Source organism: Flexithrix dorotheae DSM 6795, assembly GCF_000379765.1.
GTDB lineage: Bacteria > Bacteroidota > Bacteroidia > Cytophagales > Flammeovirgaceae > Flexithrix > Flexithrix dorotheae.
In genome coordinates this window covers 16,365-33,429 of sequence record NZ_KB903520.1, presented here as the reverse complement: position 1 = coordinate 33,429, position 17,065 = coordinate 16,365, and the positions used below count along the sequence as shown (strand labels likewise).

13 protein-coding genes are annotated in these 17,065 nt (G+C 37.3%); 6 read left to right on the top strand and 7 right to left on the bottom strand.

What is annotated here, in order from left to right:
* Positions 1–140: 140 nt before the first annotated feature.
* Positions 141–3,386, top strand: coding sequence for a CHAT domain-containing protein (locus tag A3EM_RS0139550; RefSeq protein WP_211212047.1), 3,246 nt, complete (start codon positions 141–143; stop codon positions 3,384–3,386).
* A gap of 119 nt (positions 3,387–3,505) precedes the next feature.
* Positions 3,506–4,486, top strand: coding sequence for an isopenicillin N synthase family dioxygenase (locus A3EM_RS0139545; protein ID WP_020533774.1), 981 nt, complete (start codon positions 3,506–3,508; stop codon positions 4,484–4,486).
* A 94-nt stretch (positions 4,487–4,580) separates the two neighbouring features.
* Here the strand turns inward: A3EM_RS0139545 and A3EM_RS45175 are convergent, their stop codons facing one another.
* On the bottom strand, positions 4,581–5,084 hold the full coding sequence (locus A3EM_RS45175) for a DinB family protein (RefSeq protein WP_020533773.1): 504 nt from the start codon (positions 5,082–5,084) through the stop codon (positions 4,581–4,583).
* 233 nt (positions 5,085–5,317) lie between these two features.
* Here A3EM_RS45175 and A3EM_RS0139530 point away from each other — a divergent pair, with 233 nt between their 5' ends.
* Positions 5,318–6,772, top strand: coding sequence for an arylsulfatase (locus A3EM_RS0139530; protein ID WP_020533771.1), 1,455 nt, complete (start codon positions 5,318–5,320; stop codon positions 6,770–6,772).
* A 75-nt stretch (positions 6,773–6,847) separates the two neighbouring features.
* Here the strand turns inward: A3EM_RS0139530 and A3EM_RS47925 are convergent, their stop codons facing one another.
* Positions 6,848–7,024, bottom strand: coding sequence for a hypothetical protein (locus A3EM_RS47925; protein ID WP_020533770.1), 177 nt, complete (start codon positions 7,022–7,024; stop codon positions 6,848–6,850).
* Between the two features lie 546 nt (positions 7,025–7,570).
* Here A3EM_RS47925 and A3EM_RS45170 point away from each other — a divergent pair.
* Together A3EM_RS45170 and A3EM_RS0139515 are read left to right on the top strand one after the other, a co-directional pair.
* Complete coding sequence (locus A3EM_RS45170; RefSeq protein WP_020533769.1) at positions 7,571–8,950, top strand: ammonium transporter; 1,380 nt, start codon at positions 7,571–7,573, stop codon at positions 8,948–8,950.
* Positions 8,951–9,073: 123 nt separating this feature from the next.
* Positions 9,074–9,361 carry a hypothetical protein gene (locus A3EM_RS0139515; protein ID WP_020533768.1) on the top strand — a complete coding sequence of 96 codons (288 nt, stop codon included), beginning with the start codon at positions 9,074–9,076 and terminating at the stop codon, positions 9,359–9,361.
* Between the two features lie 64 nt (positions 9,362–9,425).
* On the opposite strand, the gene A3EM_RS0139510 is transcribed toward A3EM_RS0139515, so the two are convergent.
* The 3 genes from A3EM_RS0139510 to A3EM_RS0139500 all read right to left on the bottom strand — a co-directional run bounded on the left by A3EM_RS0139510 (position 9,426) and on the right by A3EM_RS0139500 (position 12,595).
* Positions 9,426–10,814 (bottom strand): NAD(P)(+) transhydrogenase (Re/Si-specific) subunit beta, encoded by a 1,389-nt coding sequence (locus A3EM_RS0139510; protein ID WP_026210876.1) that lies wholly within the window; start codon positions 10,812–10,814, stop codon positions 9,426–9,428.
* A gap of 178 nt (positions 10,815–10,992) precedes the next feature.
* Positions 10,993–11,295, bottom strand: a complete 303-nt coding sequence (locus A3EM_RS0139505) for a proton-translocating transhydrogenase family protein (RefSeq protein ID WP_020533766.1) — start codon at positions 11,293–11,295, stop codon at positions 10,993–10,995.
* Positions 11,296–11,467: 172 nt separating this feature from the next.
* Entirely contained in the window at positions 11,468–12,595 is a 1,128-nt protein-coding gene (locus A3EM_RS0139500; RefSeq protein WP_020533765.1) for a Re/Si-specific NAD(P)(+) transhydrogenase subunit alpha, read from the bottom strand.
* 466 nt (positions 12,596–13,061) lie between these two features.
* Here A3EM_RS0139500 and A3EM_RS0139495 point away from each other — a divergent pair, with 466 nt between their 5' ends.
* Entirely contained in the window at positions 13,062–13,676 is a 615-nt protein-coding gene (locus A3EM_RS0139495) for an HAD family hydrolase (protein WP_020533764.1), read from the top strand.
* A gap of 92 nt (positions 13,677–13,768) precedes the next feature.
* Here A3EM_RS0139495 and A3EM_RS0139490 read toward each other — a convergent pair whose 3' ends face one another.
* Together A3EM_RS0139490 and A3EM_RS0139485 are read right to left on the bottom strand one after the other, a co-directional pair.
* The gene (locus A3EM_RS0139490) at positions 13,769–15,511 is read right to left on the bottom strand and encodes an OmpL47-type beta-barrel domain-containing protein (RefSeq protein WP_157638306.1); all 1,743 of its coding nucleotides are present in this window, start codon (positions 15,509–15,511) and stop codon (positions 13,769–13,771) included.
* 177 nt (positions 15,512–15,688) lie between these two features.
* A complete protein-coding gene (locus A3EM_RS0139485) occupies positions 15,689–16,987 on the bottom strand; it encodes an MATE family efflux transporter (RefSeq protein WP_020533762.1) in 1,299 nt (432 codons plus the stop codon).
* Positions 16,988–17,065 lie beyond the last annotated feature (78 nt).

The following is a 17,065-nucleotide window of genomic DNA, read 5'->3' as shown; positions in this document are numbered from 1 at the left end:
CTGAGTAAAACAAAATCCAATCACATTTTTCTACAATTAATCAATCAGTTATTATGCTTTTTGTATATATCTGTAGTTTGTTTCTTCATCTTAATTTCCCCTTTAACAGCTACTTTAACCTACCCCAGGATAAATTTTCGTTGCGTCTGATTACCTTTCAGGATACAACTGCTGCTAAAGGTTATTTCCAAATGGGAATAAAGTTGATGGAAAATGAAAAACCGGATAGCAGTAATTTTTATTTGAATAAAGCCAAAATAGAATTCAGTCGGTTTGGCTTTGTAAAAAGGGAGATTGATTGCCTGAACCTCATTGGCCATAATTACAGGAAACTTAGTCAGTTTAATGCGGCTCAACAAGTATTTGGAGAAGCCTATTCCTTAAGTAAAATGAAGTTTGGCCTAAAAAACCTCACCACAGCCACCTGCTTGCACAATACTGGAATGATAGCCGATATCTTAGGGGATTATTCCACTGCTTCCAAAAACCTGCATCAGGCCCTAGAAATTAGACAAGCATTGATAAAAGGCGATCATCCCACTATCGCCCGAAATCTTTCCGAGTTGGCAATGGTAAATTTTGGGGAAGGAAATTTTGATTCTGCCATGAACTTTATAGATCAATCTCTTGAAATTCAGTTGAATATTCTGGGAGAGAAACATCAAGATGTTGCCGAGGGATATAACCTGAAAGGTGTCCTTTATGATAACCTTGGTGATTTAGATCAGGCTATCACCTTTTACAATAAATCACTGGAAATCAGGAAAGAAATTTCCGGGGAAAACGCTCCGGATGTGGCGCAAAGTTATAGTAATCTGGGTGTAGTTTATGGCCATAAAAATGCTTACCATAAAGCACTGGAATTCCATGAAAAATCATTAAAAATCAGGCTGAAATTATTTGGAAAAGACCATGCAGATGTAGCTACTTCCTATAATAACCTGGCCATTATCTTCAGAACCAGGGGAGATTTTTCAAAAGCTCTGGAGTATTATCAAAGGTCATTAGACATTAGGAGGAAAATTTTTGGTAAAACTCATCCAGCCATTGCCGCTTCTTATGTGAACATGGGCATCACTTATTCTGAGTTAGAGAATTATTACGAGGCAATTAATTATTATAAAAAGGCTTTGGAAATTGACCAGAAACTTTCCGGCCCCAACCATCCATATGTGGCTGGAGACTATTACAATATGGCCATTTCTTACAAAGAGATGGGGGAATATGCGCAATCCCTTACCACCCTAAAAAAGGCTTTGACAATAGATCAATCCAACTTTGGGAATGCCCATCCAAATATTGCCGAGAATTACACTACCACCGGAATGGTTTATGAAAAAATGGGGAAATATGACCTTGCCCTAAATGAATATCAAAAAGCCATCTCCATTTATGCAAAGACAATAGGCCAGGATAATGTCCGGATGGCTGTGGTATATCAGGAAACCGGAAGGGTGCTCCTGGCCCAAAAACAGTTTGAAAAAGCGCTGGATTCGCTCGATAAATCATTAGCTATTCTCACTTTTTCAGCATCTGTAGAAGACTGGCTATCCCAACCTACAATGGAAAATATAATGGATCAGAGAGCGCTTTTAATCTCTTTGTTTTTGCGGGCTCAGGTTTTCCAAAACAAAGGATGGGCACAAATGGACAGTACTTCAAAAGTTCAGGATTTCAATCGCGCTGCCGAAACTTTTACCCTGATTAGTCAATTGAGTGATCAGTTGCGCTGGGGAATTTCGGGAATGGGCTCTAAAATGGTGTTGGGGAAAAAGAACCATAAAATACTGGAAGCTTCTATTCAAAATTCCCTTGCTCTATTTGAATTGACAAATCATGAAAGTTATCTGGAAAAAGCGCTTTTTTATGCGGAGAAAAACAAAGCTGCCATACTACAAGATGCCCTGCAGGATTTAGAAGCTAAAAAGATTGCCGGAATTGATGAGTCGTTATTGGAAAAGGAAAGAGACCTCAAACAGGAGATTGCTTACCTTCAAAATTTAATCCGGAAAGAAAAAGAGCAAGAATCTGGTAATGAAAAGATTAAAGAATTCCAGGGTAAATATTTTAACCTGATAAACGAACTGGAAACCCTGGTGGAAGATCTGGAAGCCGATTATCCCTCCTATTTTCAGTTAAAATATCAGGCTCCGAAATTTGAAGTGCTTTCCCTCCAGGAAAAACTGGAACCGAAAACTTTATTCCTTGAATTCTTTATCGGGGAAAATGAGATTTACCTTTTTTATTTGGATAAGGAGAATTTAAGATATTTTAAAACCGAAAAACCTATTGATTTTGAAAGTAGTATTCAGCTTTTGGCAAAAAGTTTAAAATCACCTGATAAAAAAATTCTTTTTGAAGAAAGCTGCTATTTATACCAATTGCTTTTAGCCGAAGTATTGGGCCAATATAAAAAGGGGGAAATCAAAAAATTAATCGTTATTCCGGACGATTTACTCAATTATATTCCATTTGAAATCCTTATTCAGGATCAACACCCCAAAAAAGACAGCTATCAGGCCTATAATTACCTCATTAGAGATTTTGAAGTAGCTTATCATTATTCAGGCAGTTCACTTTTCCATCCTTTGCCTAGAGCTGAGGAAAATGACTCATTTATAGGGTTTGCGCCAATTTATTCTGAGGCAAACAATGAAAATCTTTTAGCGCTAAATACTTCCGAAAGGTCACTACTAACATCTTCTCCTCCCCTTCCATATGCTCAGGAAGAGGTAGAATCAATAGCCAAGCTGATGGAGGGCATTGCAGTTACAGGCCCAGAGGCCACCGAATTTCAGTTTAAGCAAAAAAGTCCGGACCATGGCATTATTCATATTGCCTCCCACACACTGATAAACGATGAAAACCCCATGTATTCTAAACTAATTTTTGATGCGGAACATGATACTATTGAGAATGGTTTATTAAATACATATGAATTGTATAACATGGAATTAAATGCCGATTTAGTCGCTTTGAGTGCCTGCAACACGGGAATTGGCAAATATTACCAAGGGGAAGGAGTGATGAGTCTGGCAAGGGGGTTTCTGTATGCCGGAGTGCCCAATATCTTGATGAGTATGTGGCCTGCTTCGGATCAGTCAACCAAAGACATAATGGGGAATTTTTATAAGGAAATTAAAAAGGGTAATTCGAAATCACGAGCCCTTCGAAATGCCAAACTTAGCTATTTGAAGAAAGCAGACAATATTACTGCAGCACCATATTATTGGGCCAATTTCATTTTTATGGGTTCCCCTGAAACCATTGTGAGGGAAGGTACCTCAATGGCATTGTTGATTTCAGGAGCATTTTTGTTTTTCATTGTGGCTGTTTTTTTATACTTTATAGTGAAGCGAAAAGGGAAAAAAAGTATTCCCCATTAAACATTTGTGCTTCGGCAACTGAGGATAAAAAAACAATATGCAATTGCCTTCTAGTTGTTCAAAAATTCATTTAATTTACGTTTTTTTAATCAGGACTATTCCTGCTTTTACCAAAAAATATGGAATCAAAACTTTACGACTCAATTCCTTCTCTTGATTTAGCCGACTTCACTTCAGGAGATGAAAATAAAAAAATGGCTTTTGTGAATGCCCTGGGGGAGGCTTACCAGAATATTGGATTTGTGGCCATTAAAAACCATGGACTGACCGATGAAATGACCACTCAGCTTTATGAAACTGTGAAGAAATTTTTTGCGCTGAGTGATGAAATAAAGAAGAAATATGAAAAGCCAGAAATATTTAATCAGCGGGGCTATATTTCCAAAGGAAAAGAGCATGCAAAAGGCAGAACCACAGGGGACTTAAAAGAATTTTACCACATCGGTCAGCCAGACCTGGATCGCAAAAATCATAATTTTGATGATTACCCGGATAATATCTGGCCAGACGAAATTCCTGAATTTAAAGAAATCGGGACCAAAGTATTTACCACTTTGGAAAAAACCGGATTAGAGATGCTTCGGGCAATTGCCATTTATTTGGATTTGGAAGAAAACTATTTTGCAGAAAGAGCTTCCAAAGGAAATAGTATCCTGAGACCTATACACTATTACCCTATTGAAAATCCGGAAGAAGTACCCGAAGATGCCGTGAGAGCAGCCGAACATGGGGATATTAACCTCATCACATTGCTAATGGGAGCAAGTGCCGATGGGTTACAGGTTTTGAGGAGAGATGGAGAGTGGATTCCAATTACCGCTCTTCCCAACCAGATTGTGGTAAATGTAGGTGATATGCTGGACAGACTGACCAACCATAAGTTAAAATCAACGATTCACCGTGTGGTAAATCCTCCAAAAGATAAAATGAATACATCAAGGTATTCTATTCCTTTCTTCATGCATCCAAAATCAGAAATGGACCTTACTTGTCTGGAAAGTTGTGTTGATGCAGAAAATCCCAAACGCTACTCAGATATTACTGCTGGGAAATTTTTAGCTGAAAGATTGGCGGAGATTGGATTAGGTGCTAAAAAATAAAAATGTATTTAATTTCAAAAAATATGTTTTTTGATTTCGATTTTACTTAGCGGAATTAAAAAGGGATTTGAGATGAATTTCAAATCCCATTTTTTTACGTTGATTTCTTTTCGTAATTGGCAAATATCTGTTGGATATGATGCTCCAAATGCCGGATATAATCCTGCATAAAATATTCTAACATCGCAGGTTTTTCTTTATCAATTTTAATATAAGCCATTTCATGTAGATTATGATTTTCAAATTCCCTGTAACGAATTTCATCGGGAACAGCATCCATCACCTGGGAAAGATGCCAATTGTAATAATACCACAGATTAACCAGATCTTTCCAGGTATGGCCCTGGTAATTTTGAACAGCCACCCAGGCATCCTGATCATAACCCTGAAAAATCATATTATCCTGAAACTGCGTCCTTACAAATCGCTGATGATTATTAGCAGCTGAATCAATTAAATGCCCAATCACTTCCTTTGGGGACCATTTTTCTGGTGCAGGCTTTACCTCACTCCTACTCTCAGATACGCCCAACAACCTTTCCCTAAGTTCTGAAATAATTGTCCTTAATAATTCTCCTGTATATGATTGATCTTCCATAAGCGCAAATATGCCAATTTAAATTAATGGTAAGTTAAGTGGAATTTGAAAAATGAAAAATATTTTATTTAAAAATTTCTTTTTGTAACATTTTGCCCTGATCCTAAAAACAGATCCAGAAAAATAAATATAAGTTTCAGAATTTCCTGACTTCATTTGTCTTATCCAAAAGCCAGCCCTAGATTTAAGGTTTTGAAATCAATCTATATTTCTATTTTTACTTTCTATTGAAAATGAAAAAATCTCATTTATTAGTTTTAATGGTTATAAGCGCCATTTGGGCTTGTAATAATCAATCTCAAAAGCAGGAAGAACCACCAGCTGAAGTTACAGTACATAAACCAAATATCATTTATATGATAGTGGATGATGCCGGATATGGGGACTTTGGTTGCTACGGGCAGGAAAAGTTTGCTACGCCCAATATTGATAAACTGGCGGCCGGAGGAATGAAATTCCTTTCCCACTATGCCGGAACAACTGTTTGTGCGCCATCAAGGTCATCCCTTATGACTGGCTACCACACTGGCCATACGTACATCAGAGGAAATAAAGAACTTAAACCGGAAGGCCAGGAGCCCATTCCGGATTCAATAGTGACTGTTGCGGAAATCATGCAAAATGCCGGTTATGTAACAGGAGGCTTTGGAAAGTGGGGATTAGGCGGTCCGGGAAGCGAAGGAGTTCCGGAAAATCAGGGTTTTGATGAATGGTTTGGTTATAACTGTCAGCGTTTAGCCCATAATTTCTATCCAGGGCATTTATGGAAAAATGATCAGAAAATAATAATGGAGGGAAATGAAAATGGCAAAACCGAGCAATATAGCCATGCCGTGATCCACGAACAAGCTTTGAAATTCATTGACGATAAAAAAGATCAGCCATTTTTCTTATTCTTACCTTACACCATTCCGCATGCCGAGCTTATAGTACCAGATGATTCCATTTTTGCCCGGTTTAAAGGAAAATATCCCGAAACGCCATATAAAGGAGTAGACAGTGGAGAAAGTTACAGAAAGGGTCCCTATGGTTCTCAGGAAATGCCCCATGCCGCATTTGCTACTATGATGACACATCTGGATAATGCAGTTGGGGACATCATGGAAAAGCTGGAGAAACACGGAATTGCTGAAAATACCATTATCATGTTCACCAGTGATAATGGTCCTCACCTGGAAGGTGGTGCTGATCCCGAGTTTTTTAATAGTAATGGTGTTTTCCAGGGTTACAAAAGAGATTTGTATGAAGGAGGTATCAGAGTGCCAATGATTGCTTCATGGAAAGGGAAAATAAAGCCTGGAACTGAAACTGCACATATATCTGCCTTCTGGGATGTTTTACCAACAGTAGCGGAAATTGGAGGAACTACCGCTCCGGAAGGAATTGATGGAATTTCCTTTTTGCCGACTCTTACCGGAGAAGGAGAACAAAAAGAACACGAATTTCTGTATTGGGAATTTCATGAGCAGGGAGGCAAACAAGCTGTAAGAATCAAAAACTGGAAAGGTGTAAGATTAGGCGTACTTAAAAATCCTGAAGCCCCTATTGCTTTGTATGATTTAGATAATGATCCGGGGGAAGAAAATAACATTGCCTACCAACATCCTGAAATTGTGGAGAAAATGAGTGAAATTATGGCTCAGGAACATGTAGAGTCTGAGGTATTTCCTTTCATCGCCCAACAGTAGATATACCTCGTTTGGAAAAATAAAAAGGAATTGAACCTAATCAATTCCTTTTTTTATGTATTAAAACCAATTTCTTTATTCTTCCTTTTTCTTAACATTGAATGCCAGGAACATATTAAATACAGAACCGCTGAGCAAAATCACCCACCAGTGGCTTTTATTTATTTCGAATAGAAAATAATAAATCCCCAGCCCCATCAATAATATGGCTGCTGACAGATATAGCCAATATGCATTTTTATCTTTAATCATTTTGATTGGATTTTAAGTACCAGAATTCCATTCACGGCACATTAATTATTAAGAAAAACTATCTCCTTTTTAGATAGTTTTAGAAAAATCAAATTTTAATATTACCTACCCGTTGCTCAATTTTTTAACCGAAAAACAATTACAAAAAATAGTGTTGGTGATTGAGTTTGTCTGAAAGGGTCAAAAAATTCTGTTTAAATTTTAAACGATTTAATCTGGCTATATTTCAATTTGTGAATTTTACAGAAATAACAAACCGCAAAAACCAATTTAAAGTTTTAAATCAAAACCCGAAAATCTCTCCCTGAATTTGATTTCCTTAACTCACCTAATACAAACTACTTACTAAAACTCTAATTCCCAACTATTTTCTAAGAAAAACCTCGTAGTTTTTCCAAACACTATACACTTCAATCCTTCCTATCGTTCTCAAACAGTTTTAAATCTCAACTAACAGACCTACGTATAATTACCTATTTTTTTAGTTTAAAAAAACTAACTATTTATCCACTTAACTATTTTTTACCCTAAATTTTAAAGCACTAAATGAAAAAATTACTGGTGTTATTTTCTGTAATCCTTTTCCCTTATCTCTGTTCTGCAGAAAGCTATTCTGTTACTACAAATGAAGTCCAATCTAATTTTGATGCCCTTTGGGTATTAGTGGCAGCAGGACTTGTATTTCTGATGCAAGCCGGATTCAAATGCCTTGAAGTCGGCCTGGTCCGAAAAAAACACATCGAAACGGTAGCCATGAAAAATCTGATCGACTGGATTGTGTGTAGCCTTGTATTTTTTATGGTAGGCTTCGGATTTATGTTTGGAAACAGTTCCCAGGGGATTGTGGGTACAAATATGTTTCTCCCGGAAAGTTTTGATATTGAGGGAGGGCTCTCATTGGGAAGTATATTTTTTATTTTCCAATTAGCTTTTGTAGGAACCGCTATTACAATCGTTTCGGGAGCCATGTCGGAAAGAACTGGTTTTATCCCTTATCTCACCGCCTCCTTTTTCATTGCCTTGGTTATTTACCCGGTATTCGGGCACTGGAGCTGGGGTAATTTATTCTTTGAAAACAATTCTGCCTGGTTGGCTGATTTAGGATTTATCGATTTTGCAGGTTCAACTGTTGTTCATTCGGTTGGCGCCTGGGTTTCTCTGGCTGGTTTGTATTTACTAGGCCCAAGACTTGGCAGATTTGATAGAAAAGGGAATCCCAAACCTATCAAGGCCTATAATTTACCCTATGGAGTATTGGGGTTAATATTGCTCTGGTTAGGCTGGTGGGGATTTAATGGAGGGAGTACACTGGCTTGGGGAAATGATGTAGGATCAATTATCTTAAACACGAATCTGGCCGGAGCTGCAGGAGGTCTGATAGGTTATTTCCATTGTTTCATTTTCCAAAAGAAAGATGGCATTTTCGAAAAATTAATTGGAAGTGTGCTGGGCGGACTGGTCGCTATTACGGCCTCCCCACATATTCAGTCTCCATTTGCATCCATCATCATTGGTGGATTGGCAGGCTTGGTCCACAATTATGGCTATGATTTTCTACTGAAAAAAATGAAAATAGATGATGCTGTCGGGGCCATCCCAATTCATGGGTTTTGCGGAGCGTTTGGTACAATCGCACTGGTATTTTTCGCCCCTGAAGAGCAGTTAGCACATAGCAGATGGGTGCAGTTAGGTGTACAATGCCTTGGTGTAGTGACCTGTTTTATCTGGGCCGGAGGATTAGGTTATTTAATGTTCATCATTTTAAAGAAAACCGTGGGGTTAAGAGTTTCTCCAGATGAAGAAAGAAATGGCATTAGCATTTTTCCACCTTCAGTTATACAGACTGAATCAAAAGATAAACCAGATGCCACTGAAGAGGAGCTTTCAGAGCAGGAGTTGAGAGAATTACTTCAGGAAATGGGTTAATTAAGAAAAATGCAGATGTTATGATTTGCCAGTATTTCACTACTCAACCTAAAAAAATCATCAATCCAAAAAAAATGGAGGTCTGAAAACTCAGGTGATCCAAAAAGCTAAAATTCAAAAAACATGGAATTAAATTGCACAAAAATAGCTCATGTTTCAATCAAAAAATCCCATACGGATTATGAAATTCTGGACCTTTTCCAATTTCTAAGAATTGATCTGGCCCAAAGAACAAAAATGATTTTGCAAAGACAGGCTGAATTTATTGACTACGATGGGGAAATGATCCCTCTTGGAGTCGCCATTAAGGAAATTACCCTATTGATTTCCAAACTGAAGGAAGAAGGCAGAATCGGGGAGCTTTTGGGAGAAAAAAGACCGGAAAAAAAAGAAGAATTAGAAGTAAGTTAAAAAAATGGGAATGGATTTTAAAATCCATTCCCATTTTTTTATTCTCAGCAAATGAGCCAATGACTTATGCATTACTCACTTCATCAATCAGTTTGGAAATAGATGCTTTTGCATCACCAAAAAGCATTTTGGTTTTATCTCCGAAGAACAATTGATTTTGAATACCGGCATACCCGGCACTCATTCCTCTTTTAAGCACTGTAATATTTTTGGCTAATTCTACATCCAGAATAGGCATACCATAAATTGGACTTGAAGGATCTTCTTTTGCGGCAGGGTTTACCACATCATTCGCTCCAATTACCAGTACCATATCTACTGAAGGCATTTCTTTATTCGCCTCTTCCAGCTCCAGCAATCTTTGATAATCGACATCAGCTTCCGCCAATAACACGTTCATATGGCCCGGCATTCTACCTGCAACTGGGTGAATGGCATATTTTACTTCTACTCCTTCACTTGCCAGGTTTTTCTCAAGTTCATGAATGGTATGTTGTGCCTGAGCCACAGCCAATCCGTAACCAGGAACCACCATTATTTTTTGTGAGTATTTCAATTGGATTGCCAAATCAGCATGGCTGGCTTCTTTCACCACTTCATCTCTGGAAGAACCTGAAGCCTGACCACCTCCACCAAATCCACCAATTACTACATTTAACAGTGATCGGTTCATAGCTTTACACATTAATACGGTAAGAATTGTTCCTGAAGCACCTACCAGGATTCCACCAATCACCATCACCTGATTTCCATAGATTAATCCGGCTCCTGCCGCCCCTAATCCTGTAAATGAGTTTAATAAGGAAATTACAACCGGCATATCTCCCCCCCCAATTGGCGTAACGAAAGTTACTCCGTAAAGCAGAGAAACACCTGTTAATATTAATATCCAGGTTATGTCAATTCCGGGAAGGGTCATGGCATAACCATTCAGCCCTAAAATTACAATTAACAATCCCATATTGATGAATTGCGGTGCAGGCAAAACCAATGAATCTCTTAAAAAGCCATCTAGTTTTCCATAGGCAATTAAACTACCAGTAAAGGAAATACTGCCAATAAACAGGGCAAATAAGGTAGTTAATCCCTGTCCATCACCTAAAGACGTTCCCGGCTCCAGGTTATATAATTCAACGAAGGCGATCAACATTGAACAGGCACCTCCAAGACCATTGAAAAGGGAAACCATTTCAGGCATTTTGGTCATGAGCACTTTTTGGGCTACAAATAGCCCTATACCTCCACCCACTATCATTCCACCAGCAATCCAGGCATAGTTATTTGGAGCGCCTTCCATTGGAAAAATCAGGGTTATGAGTATACCCAGACCCATCCCTGCAGCTGCAAGTAAATTTCCATTTCTGGCAGTCTCAGGGTGACTTAATTTTTTCAATCCCATGATAAACAGGATGATACTAATTAGATATGTGTATTCTGTAATTATATTCCACACGGTAGTATATTTTTATATTTCTGATGACAGGACTTGTGCCACAGGCATTTACAAGTTTTTAATTTCACTGTTAATAAACAGGATTTACACGCACTGCAAATCCTCACTTATTTCTTGCTGGTGGTACCCGCCCCTTATTTAAATTTGATTTCTTAAAAGAAATAATGATCCAGGATCCTTACTTCTTTTTCTTTTTGAACATATCAAACATTCTGTTGGTCACGGCAAAACCACCTGCCACATTGATCATGGCCAGAGCGATTCCCAGAAAACCCAAAATTAACACCAGATAATTGTCTGGCTGAGCTTGTCTGATAAGTAGGATGGCTCCAATTACCACAACCCCACTAATGGCATTTGCGCCTGACATAAGTGGTGTATGAAGCACGGTTGGAACTTTTGAAATCACCTCCATGCCAAGGAAAACGGCAAATGTGAGGAGATAAAACATCATCAAATTCTCCTGTAAAAATTCAAACATCATTATAAAATTATTTTTGTAAGTACCAATACTCTTTTAGTCTTGAGCTTTTCAGGCTCTTTTCGGAATATGAAGTAATTGGATTTTATCAATCCAATTTACCCTTACCCCCCGAAAAGGGAATTAAAATGGAGCTTTATAATAGCAACTTCAGCAACATATTAAAGCTGATCTATTGCTTTTCTACCTCCTTCTTAGGAATAGGGTTTTGATAAAGAATATTTCCATCGTGCGTAATACAAGATGAAGAAACAATTTCATTTTCAAAATCCAGCTCTAATTTTCCTTCCTTAATAAAAGTCTTGATGTAATTATGGATATTTTTACTATATAGCTGGCTGGCATGCATGGGCATATTGGCGGCTAATTCAGAATTTCCAATCACATAAATATGATTGTAAACCACCGTTTTATTATCTTCAGTCACTTCACAGTTTCCACCGGTAGAAGAAGCCAAATCTACCACCACTGAACCCGGCTTCATTTTATCCAGCATTTCCTTTGTTACGAGTTTCGGTGCTGGCTTTCCTCTAAGCTGGGCAGTTGTAATTACTACATCAGCTTTAGTAATTTTTTCAAATATTAATGCTTTCTGTTTCTGCTTGTATTCTTCAGATTGCTCTACGGCATATCCACCAGCTCCTTTGTCATCAGTTGCTCCTTCTACTTCCACAAACTTTGCCCCCAAACTCTGCACTTCTTCTTTAGAGGCTGCTCTGGTGTCAAATGCTTCAACTACAGCTCCTAATCTTTTTGCAGTGGCAATTGCCTGCAAGCCTGCTACCCCTGCTCCAATAATTAAAATTTTGGATGGAGGAATACTTCCTGCTGCTGTAGTAAGCATGGGGAAATACCTGGGCAAACGTTTAGCCGCTTCAATCACAGCTAAATATCCGGATATTGATGCCATAGATGAAAGTACATCCATCGCCTGTGCTATAGTGATCCTTGGGATCATGTCAAGGCTCATGGCACTCACTTTTGCTGCATTCAATTTATCCAGAATCTGAGCATCTGCAAATGGTTGGAAGGACGAAATTACCATTTTCCCGGAAGCTTTTGCCAAAGCCTCTTCACTCAGGGGGTGTATGGAAATAATTACTTCACTTTCCTTTAGGATTTCGTCCTGACTAAGAATTGTAGCTCCGGCTGTTTCATAATCCTGATCGGTGTAAAATGATAAGGCTCCAGCATCTTTTTCTACTAATATATCATTGCCTTCCTCTTTAATTTTTTTGGCAACTTCAGGGATAATTGCCACTCTCGCGTCTTGCTCCTCTTTAATTATTCCAATTCGCATGGGAAATTGTTTGATTTGAGTAAATAAAAACTGTCAATTGCCCTCCCGTTCCGGAGAAATTGGATGCAAATAAGAAAAAATATTACATAAAGAACAAAACCAAGATTTTAAAAATATAACTATTTTAATATTTTGTTAGATTATTTAAATATTAAAAATAGGGAATTTTAGACTAAAATACTTAGACTAGTGATATTTTCTCAAAGTCACTAAGAGATAGGGCACTTTAATTATGAAATCATCAATAAATTTATGATTTTATTAGTGATCATCAAAAAATAATTGAATTCTTTATTAAATTAAAAAATATTACCTCCAGATATTCATAAATTATTAATTTCTCGAATTTAAGTATAATTCGTTGAAAAAGTATCTTTGTTTCAATTAAGATTCTGTTCCGGTTTTCTTAAATTATTACCCTTAATTTTAACGCAAAATTTAACTACAGTTTTACCAAATTTAATTTATGAAAAACATTGATAACATCATATTTGACCTGGGTGGAGTAATCATGAATCTCGATTTTCACAAAACCATAAGTAGCTTTAATGAGCTAATGGAAATCGATTTCTTTGAAGTTTTTAATGGCAAGCAGCAACAACCTGTAATCGATGCCATTGAAACAGGCCAGGTAACCCCTGAAGAATTTAGGGCGGAACTGCGGAAATTATTCAATATCACTGCAGACGATGCCACCATTGACGCGGCCTGGAATGCCATGTTATTGGACTTTCCCAAAGAAAAAATTGAATTGGTAAAGACTCTAAAAGAAAGGAAAAGAACTTTTTTGCTGAGTAATACCAATGCTATACATTTGATAGAAGCAGGGAAAAGATTAAGCGAAAATTATAACGGTCTTACTCTGGAAGATATGTTTGAAAAAACCTATTACAGCCATATTGTAAAAGACAGGAAACCAAACACCAGTATTTATCAATTAATTATTGATGAAAACCAACTGGACCCGGAGAGAACAGTTTTCATTGATGATAATTTTGATAACATTGAAGGGGCAAAAAAAACAGGTTTGAAAACCATTCACATCACAGGGAATGTAGATATCTTAAATCTGGAATTTTAGAAAATTCTTTAGTTTCTTTTCTTAAAGAAAAATAAAAAGAGGCTGCTTGTAAAGGGCAGCCTCTTTAATATTTTAAATAATATTATTCAGTCCTATTGAATTACAATTTCAATTAATTCGCTTTTAGTTTCATTACCTAATTGGTCTACAGCTCTTACAGTAAGTGTCCTTAAACCTTTTTTGGTAGTTTTTAAAGGTTGTGTGTATAGCCTTTCAGGTTCTCCGTCCAGAGAGTAAAAAATTTTATCAGTGCCTACGGCTCTATCAGTCGCAGCCAGGTACAACATGGTGTGTGCGGCATAAACAGGAAGTGGACTGGAATGATCTTTAAGCTGCATACTTCCTATAGCATCCATACTTAAGTGATAAAATATTTCAGGGCCTTTATTATCTACAATAAGGAAAAAATTGTCTTTCCTTCTGTTAGCTACGTGATCAGCACCAAAATATTCAATATCATGGTAGCCATCTTTTTCGATTTTAAAAGGCTCATTATAAACTAATTCTGACCCTTTATTAATGGAATAACCTATTTTTTCAACTCCCGATTCATAATCTGTGGCTTTAAGAATGATTTCTGTCTCGCTGGTAATAAACATAGTATCCCTGTTAAAAAACTGTGGTCCTGAATAGGAATTACTCACTTTTGGTGCGGTTAAATCCAGGTATAAATTACCCATTTCAGAATTGGTTTGAGACTTTCCTTTGTTTTTTACTTTATCAATCGCGTAAAACCTGACAATAGAGCTTCCTTGTTTTTTGTCCAGAATAAATGGTTTATTGTAAACTAAAAACTCTCCGCCATCAACTGAATAATAAATATTTTCAACACCAGCCTTATTGTCTCTTGCCGTAAGTTTCAATTTAGTCTGACCAGCCACAAAAGTTTTCCCACCATTCTGGTATCTGGCCCCTATCATTTCCGACATTACATCCGGAGCTGTTTTATCCAAATAAAATGCATATGAATTGGCGCCTTCTTCATTTTCCACATTATCGGTTGAATAATATTTCAGTACGTGCTCCCCATCAGCCAGGCTGGACATTTTAAGAGGAGTACCATATACCTGCTTTCCTTTACCTTCAAATTCATAATAAGTATGTTTAACCTGTGAAGCAGCATCAGTGGAAGAAAGTGCAATGGTTGTTCTGGGAGATAATATATTATCCGACCTGTCCCCATGAAGAATATAATTCGTAATTGGAGCAGTCGCGTCAACCGTGAATATTTTACTTCTTGGTTCTTCAGGATTTCCAACTATATCAACTGAATAATAATTCAGTGAATAATCCCCTTCTTTAGAAAAATCCAACTGATTCTGATAGGCTGAATAAGCTGCACCATTTATTGCGTGATAAACCGTTTTCACTCCTGATATTTCATCTTCTGCTTTCAATACTCCTTTTAGGGATTTCCCATAAAATAACTTTCCTTCTGCCACGAATTTTGGAGCTCCTTCAAGAGATAGAGAACTTTTGGGCGCAGTTAAATCTCTTTCCACCTCAAATTCCACTTCCAATGCCGGAACAACAGGTTTTTTAGTTGCAGGATCAATTGCCCACCTGGTTCTTACAAAATTGACCCCTTCAGTATCGAAAAAATAAGGGTTGGTATACTTTTCTGCATTTCCTTTTTCCAGAAGTATAGGATTGCTTCCATCTTTATTGGTTGAAATAAAGAAATATACGGGTAAATCTCCATGCCAGTAAATTGTTCCGTTTTCTTTTTTTATCACCGTTTTTTCATGTTCTAATGGCTGTTGAGCCATCAGCGGTGCATTAAGGATTAACATAAAGCCAAAGGCCATTAATAGTAGTATTATTCTATTCAGCATACTTGTTTGGTTTAAGAAGATAATTTCTGTTTTTAGGTAAACTCTCCTTAACACGTGACTTTTCTAATTTTATTTCCAAAAAAATCGATAAGAGGCAATAGCGCACTAAATAGACAAGAATTTAAAGCGGATATTCAAAAAAAAACGTGCAGGGATTTTTTAATAAAATCCAACAATTTAAGTCCATTTAGGAATTTGTTTCCAGGCAATAAAGGAGAGGGTAATTCCTCTGGAAATCATAAAAACAAACATGGCAATCCACAAACTATTATTACCAAGATCGGATGCTGTGAAATGATAAATGGGAAGAAATACTAAAAAGGTACAGATGAGCATAGAATTTCTAAGTGATTTTGTGTCAGTTGCTCCTAAAAAAATACCATCCCAAATAAAACAAAAACCATTGACTAAGGGCGCTAAAATAGTCCAAATAATAAACTGACCAGCCAATACAATGATACCTGTTTTGTCGGTAAATAAAGAAAGTAAAGCCTCATCGAACTGCCAATAAACCAGGGCAATGGCCAATCCCAACCCAATAGTCCAGAGAAATAAGAGTTTAATTACCTGCCGCATATTAGCTTGTTCCTTTTTTCCAATGTATAGCCCCACAAGACTTTCTGCGGCAAAGGCAAAGCCATCTATTCCATAGGCCAGAATAGTCCAGAACTGCATGAGAATGGTATTTACCGCTAATATTTCATCTCCAAATTTTGCAGATTCTGCTGTGAAATAAGTAAACACGAAGACCAGGCACAAGGTACGGATAAAAATATCGGAATTGAGACTTAAAAACCGCTTTAGTTCATCACCCTTTACAATCTGGCTGAAAATCAGTTTTTTAAAACTAGCCCTATATTTTTTCAATAATAAGAAAAAGCCAAGAACCAACCCCATATATTGTGCACAAACTGTCCCCAGAGCCACCCCATCAGAATTGAGGTGTAAAACTTTCACAAAAAACACACTAAACCCAATATTACCCAAATTTACAGCTATCGCCAGGATTAAAGGGTATTTGGCATTTTGCATACCTAAAAACCAGCCATGAATCGCATAAAGCATCAAAGTTGCGGGAGCCGCCCATATCCGAATGTTGTAATAGCTTTGGGCAAAAACTTCCACCTCAGGAGAAGCCTTTATCAGGTAAAAAGCCAGTAAGCTTATTGGTTTTTGGAGCACTATTAAAATAAAGCTGATGAGCATGGCTAAAAGAATTGCCCTGGTAAAAACCAACGAAATATTTGCTTTATCATCATTGCCAAATGCCTGAGCTGTCAGTCCGGTGGTACCCATTCTCAGAAACCCAAATCCCCAATAAATGAAATTAAAAATCATTCCACCCACTGCAATCGCACCCAAATAATGTAATCCGTCCAGGTGCCCCACCAAAGCAGTATCTACTGAACTGAGCAACGGAATAGTCAGGTTACTCAGGATATTGGGAATGGCTAGTTTTAGAATTTTTTTATTCATCCGAAAAGGGAATTTCAGGTTGAGCAGTTTAAAAGTAATTAAATTTTCAATAGTCCCTAAAAAGAAAAACTTTGCCCC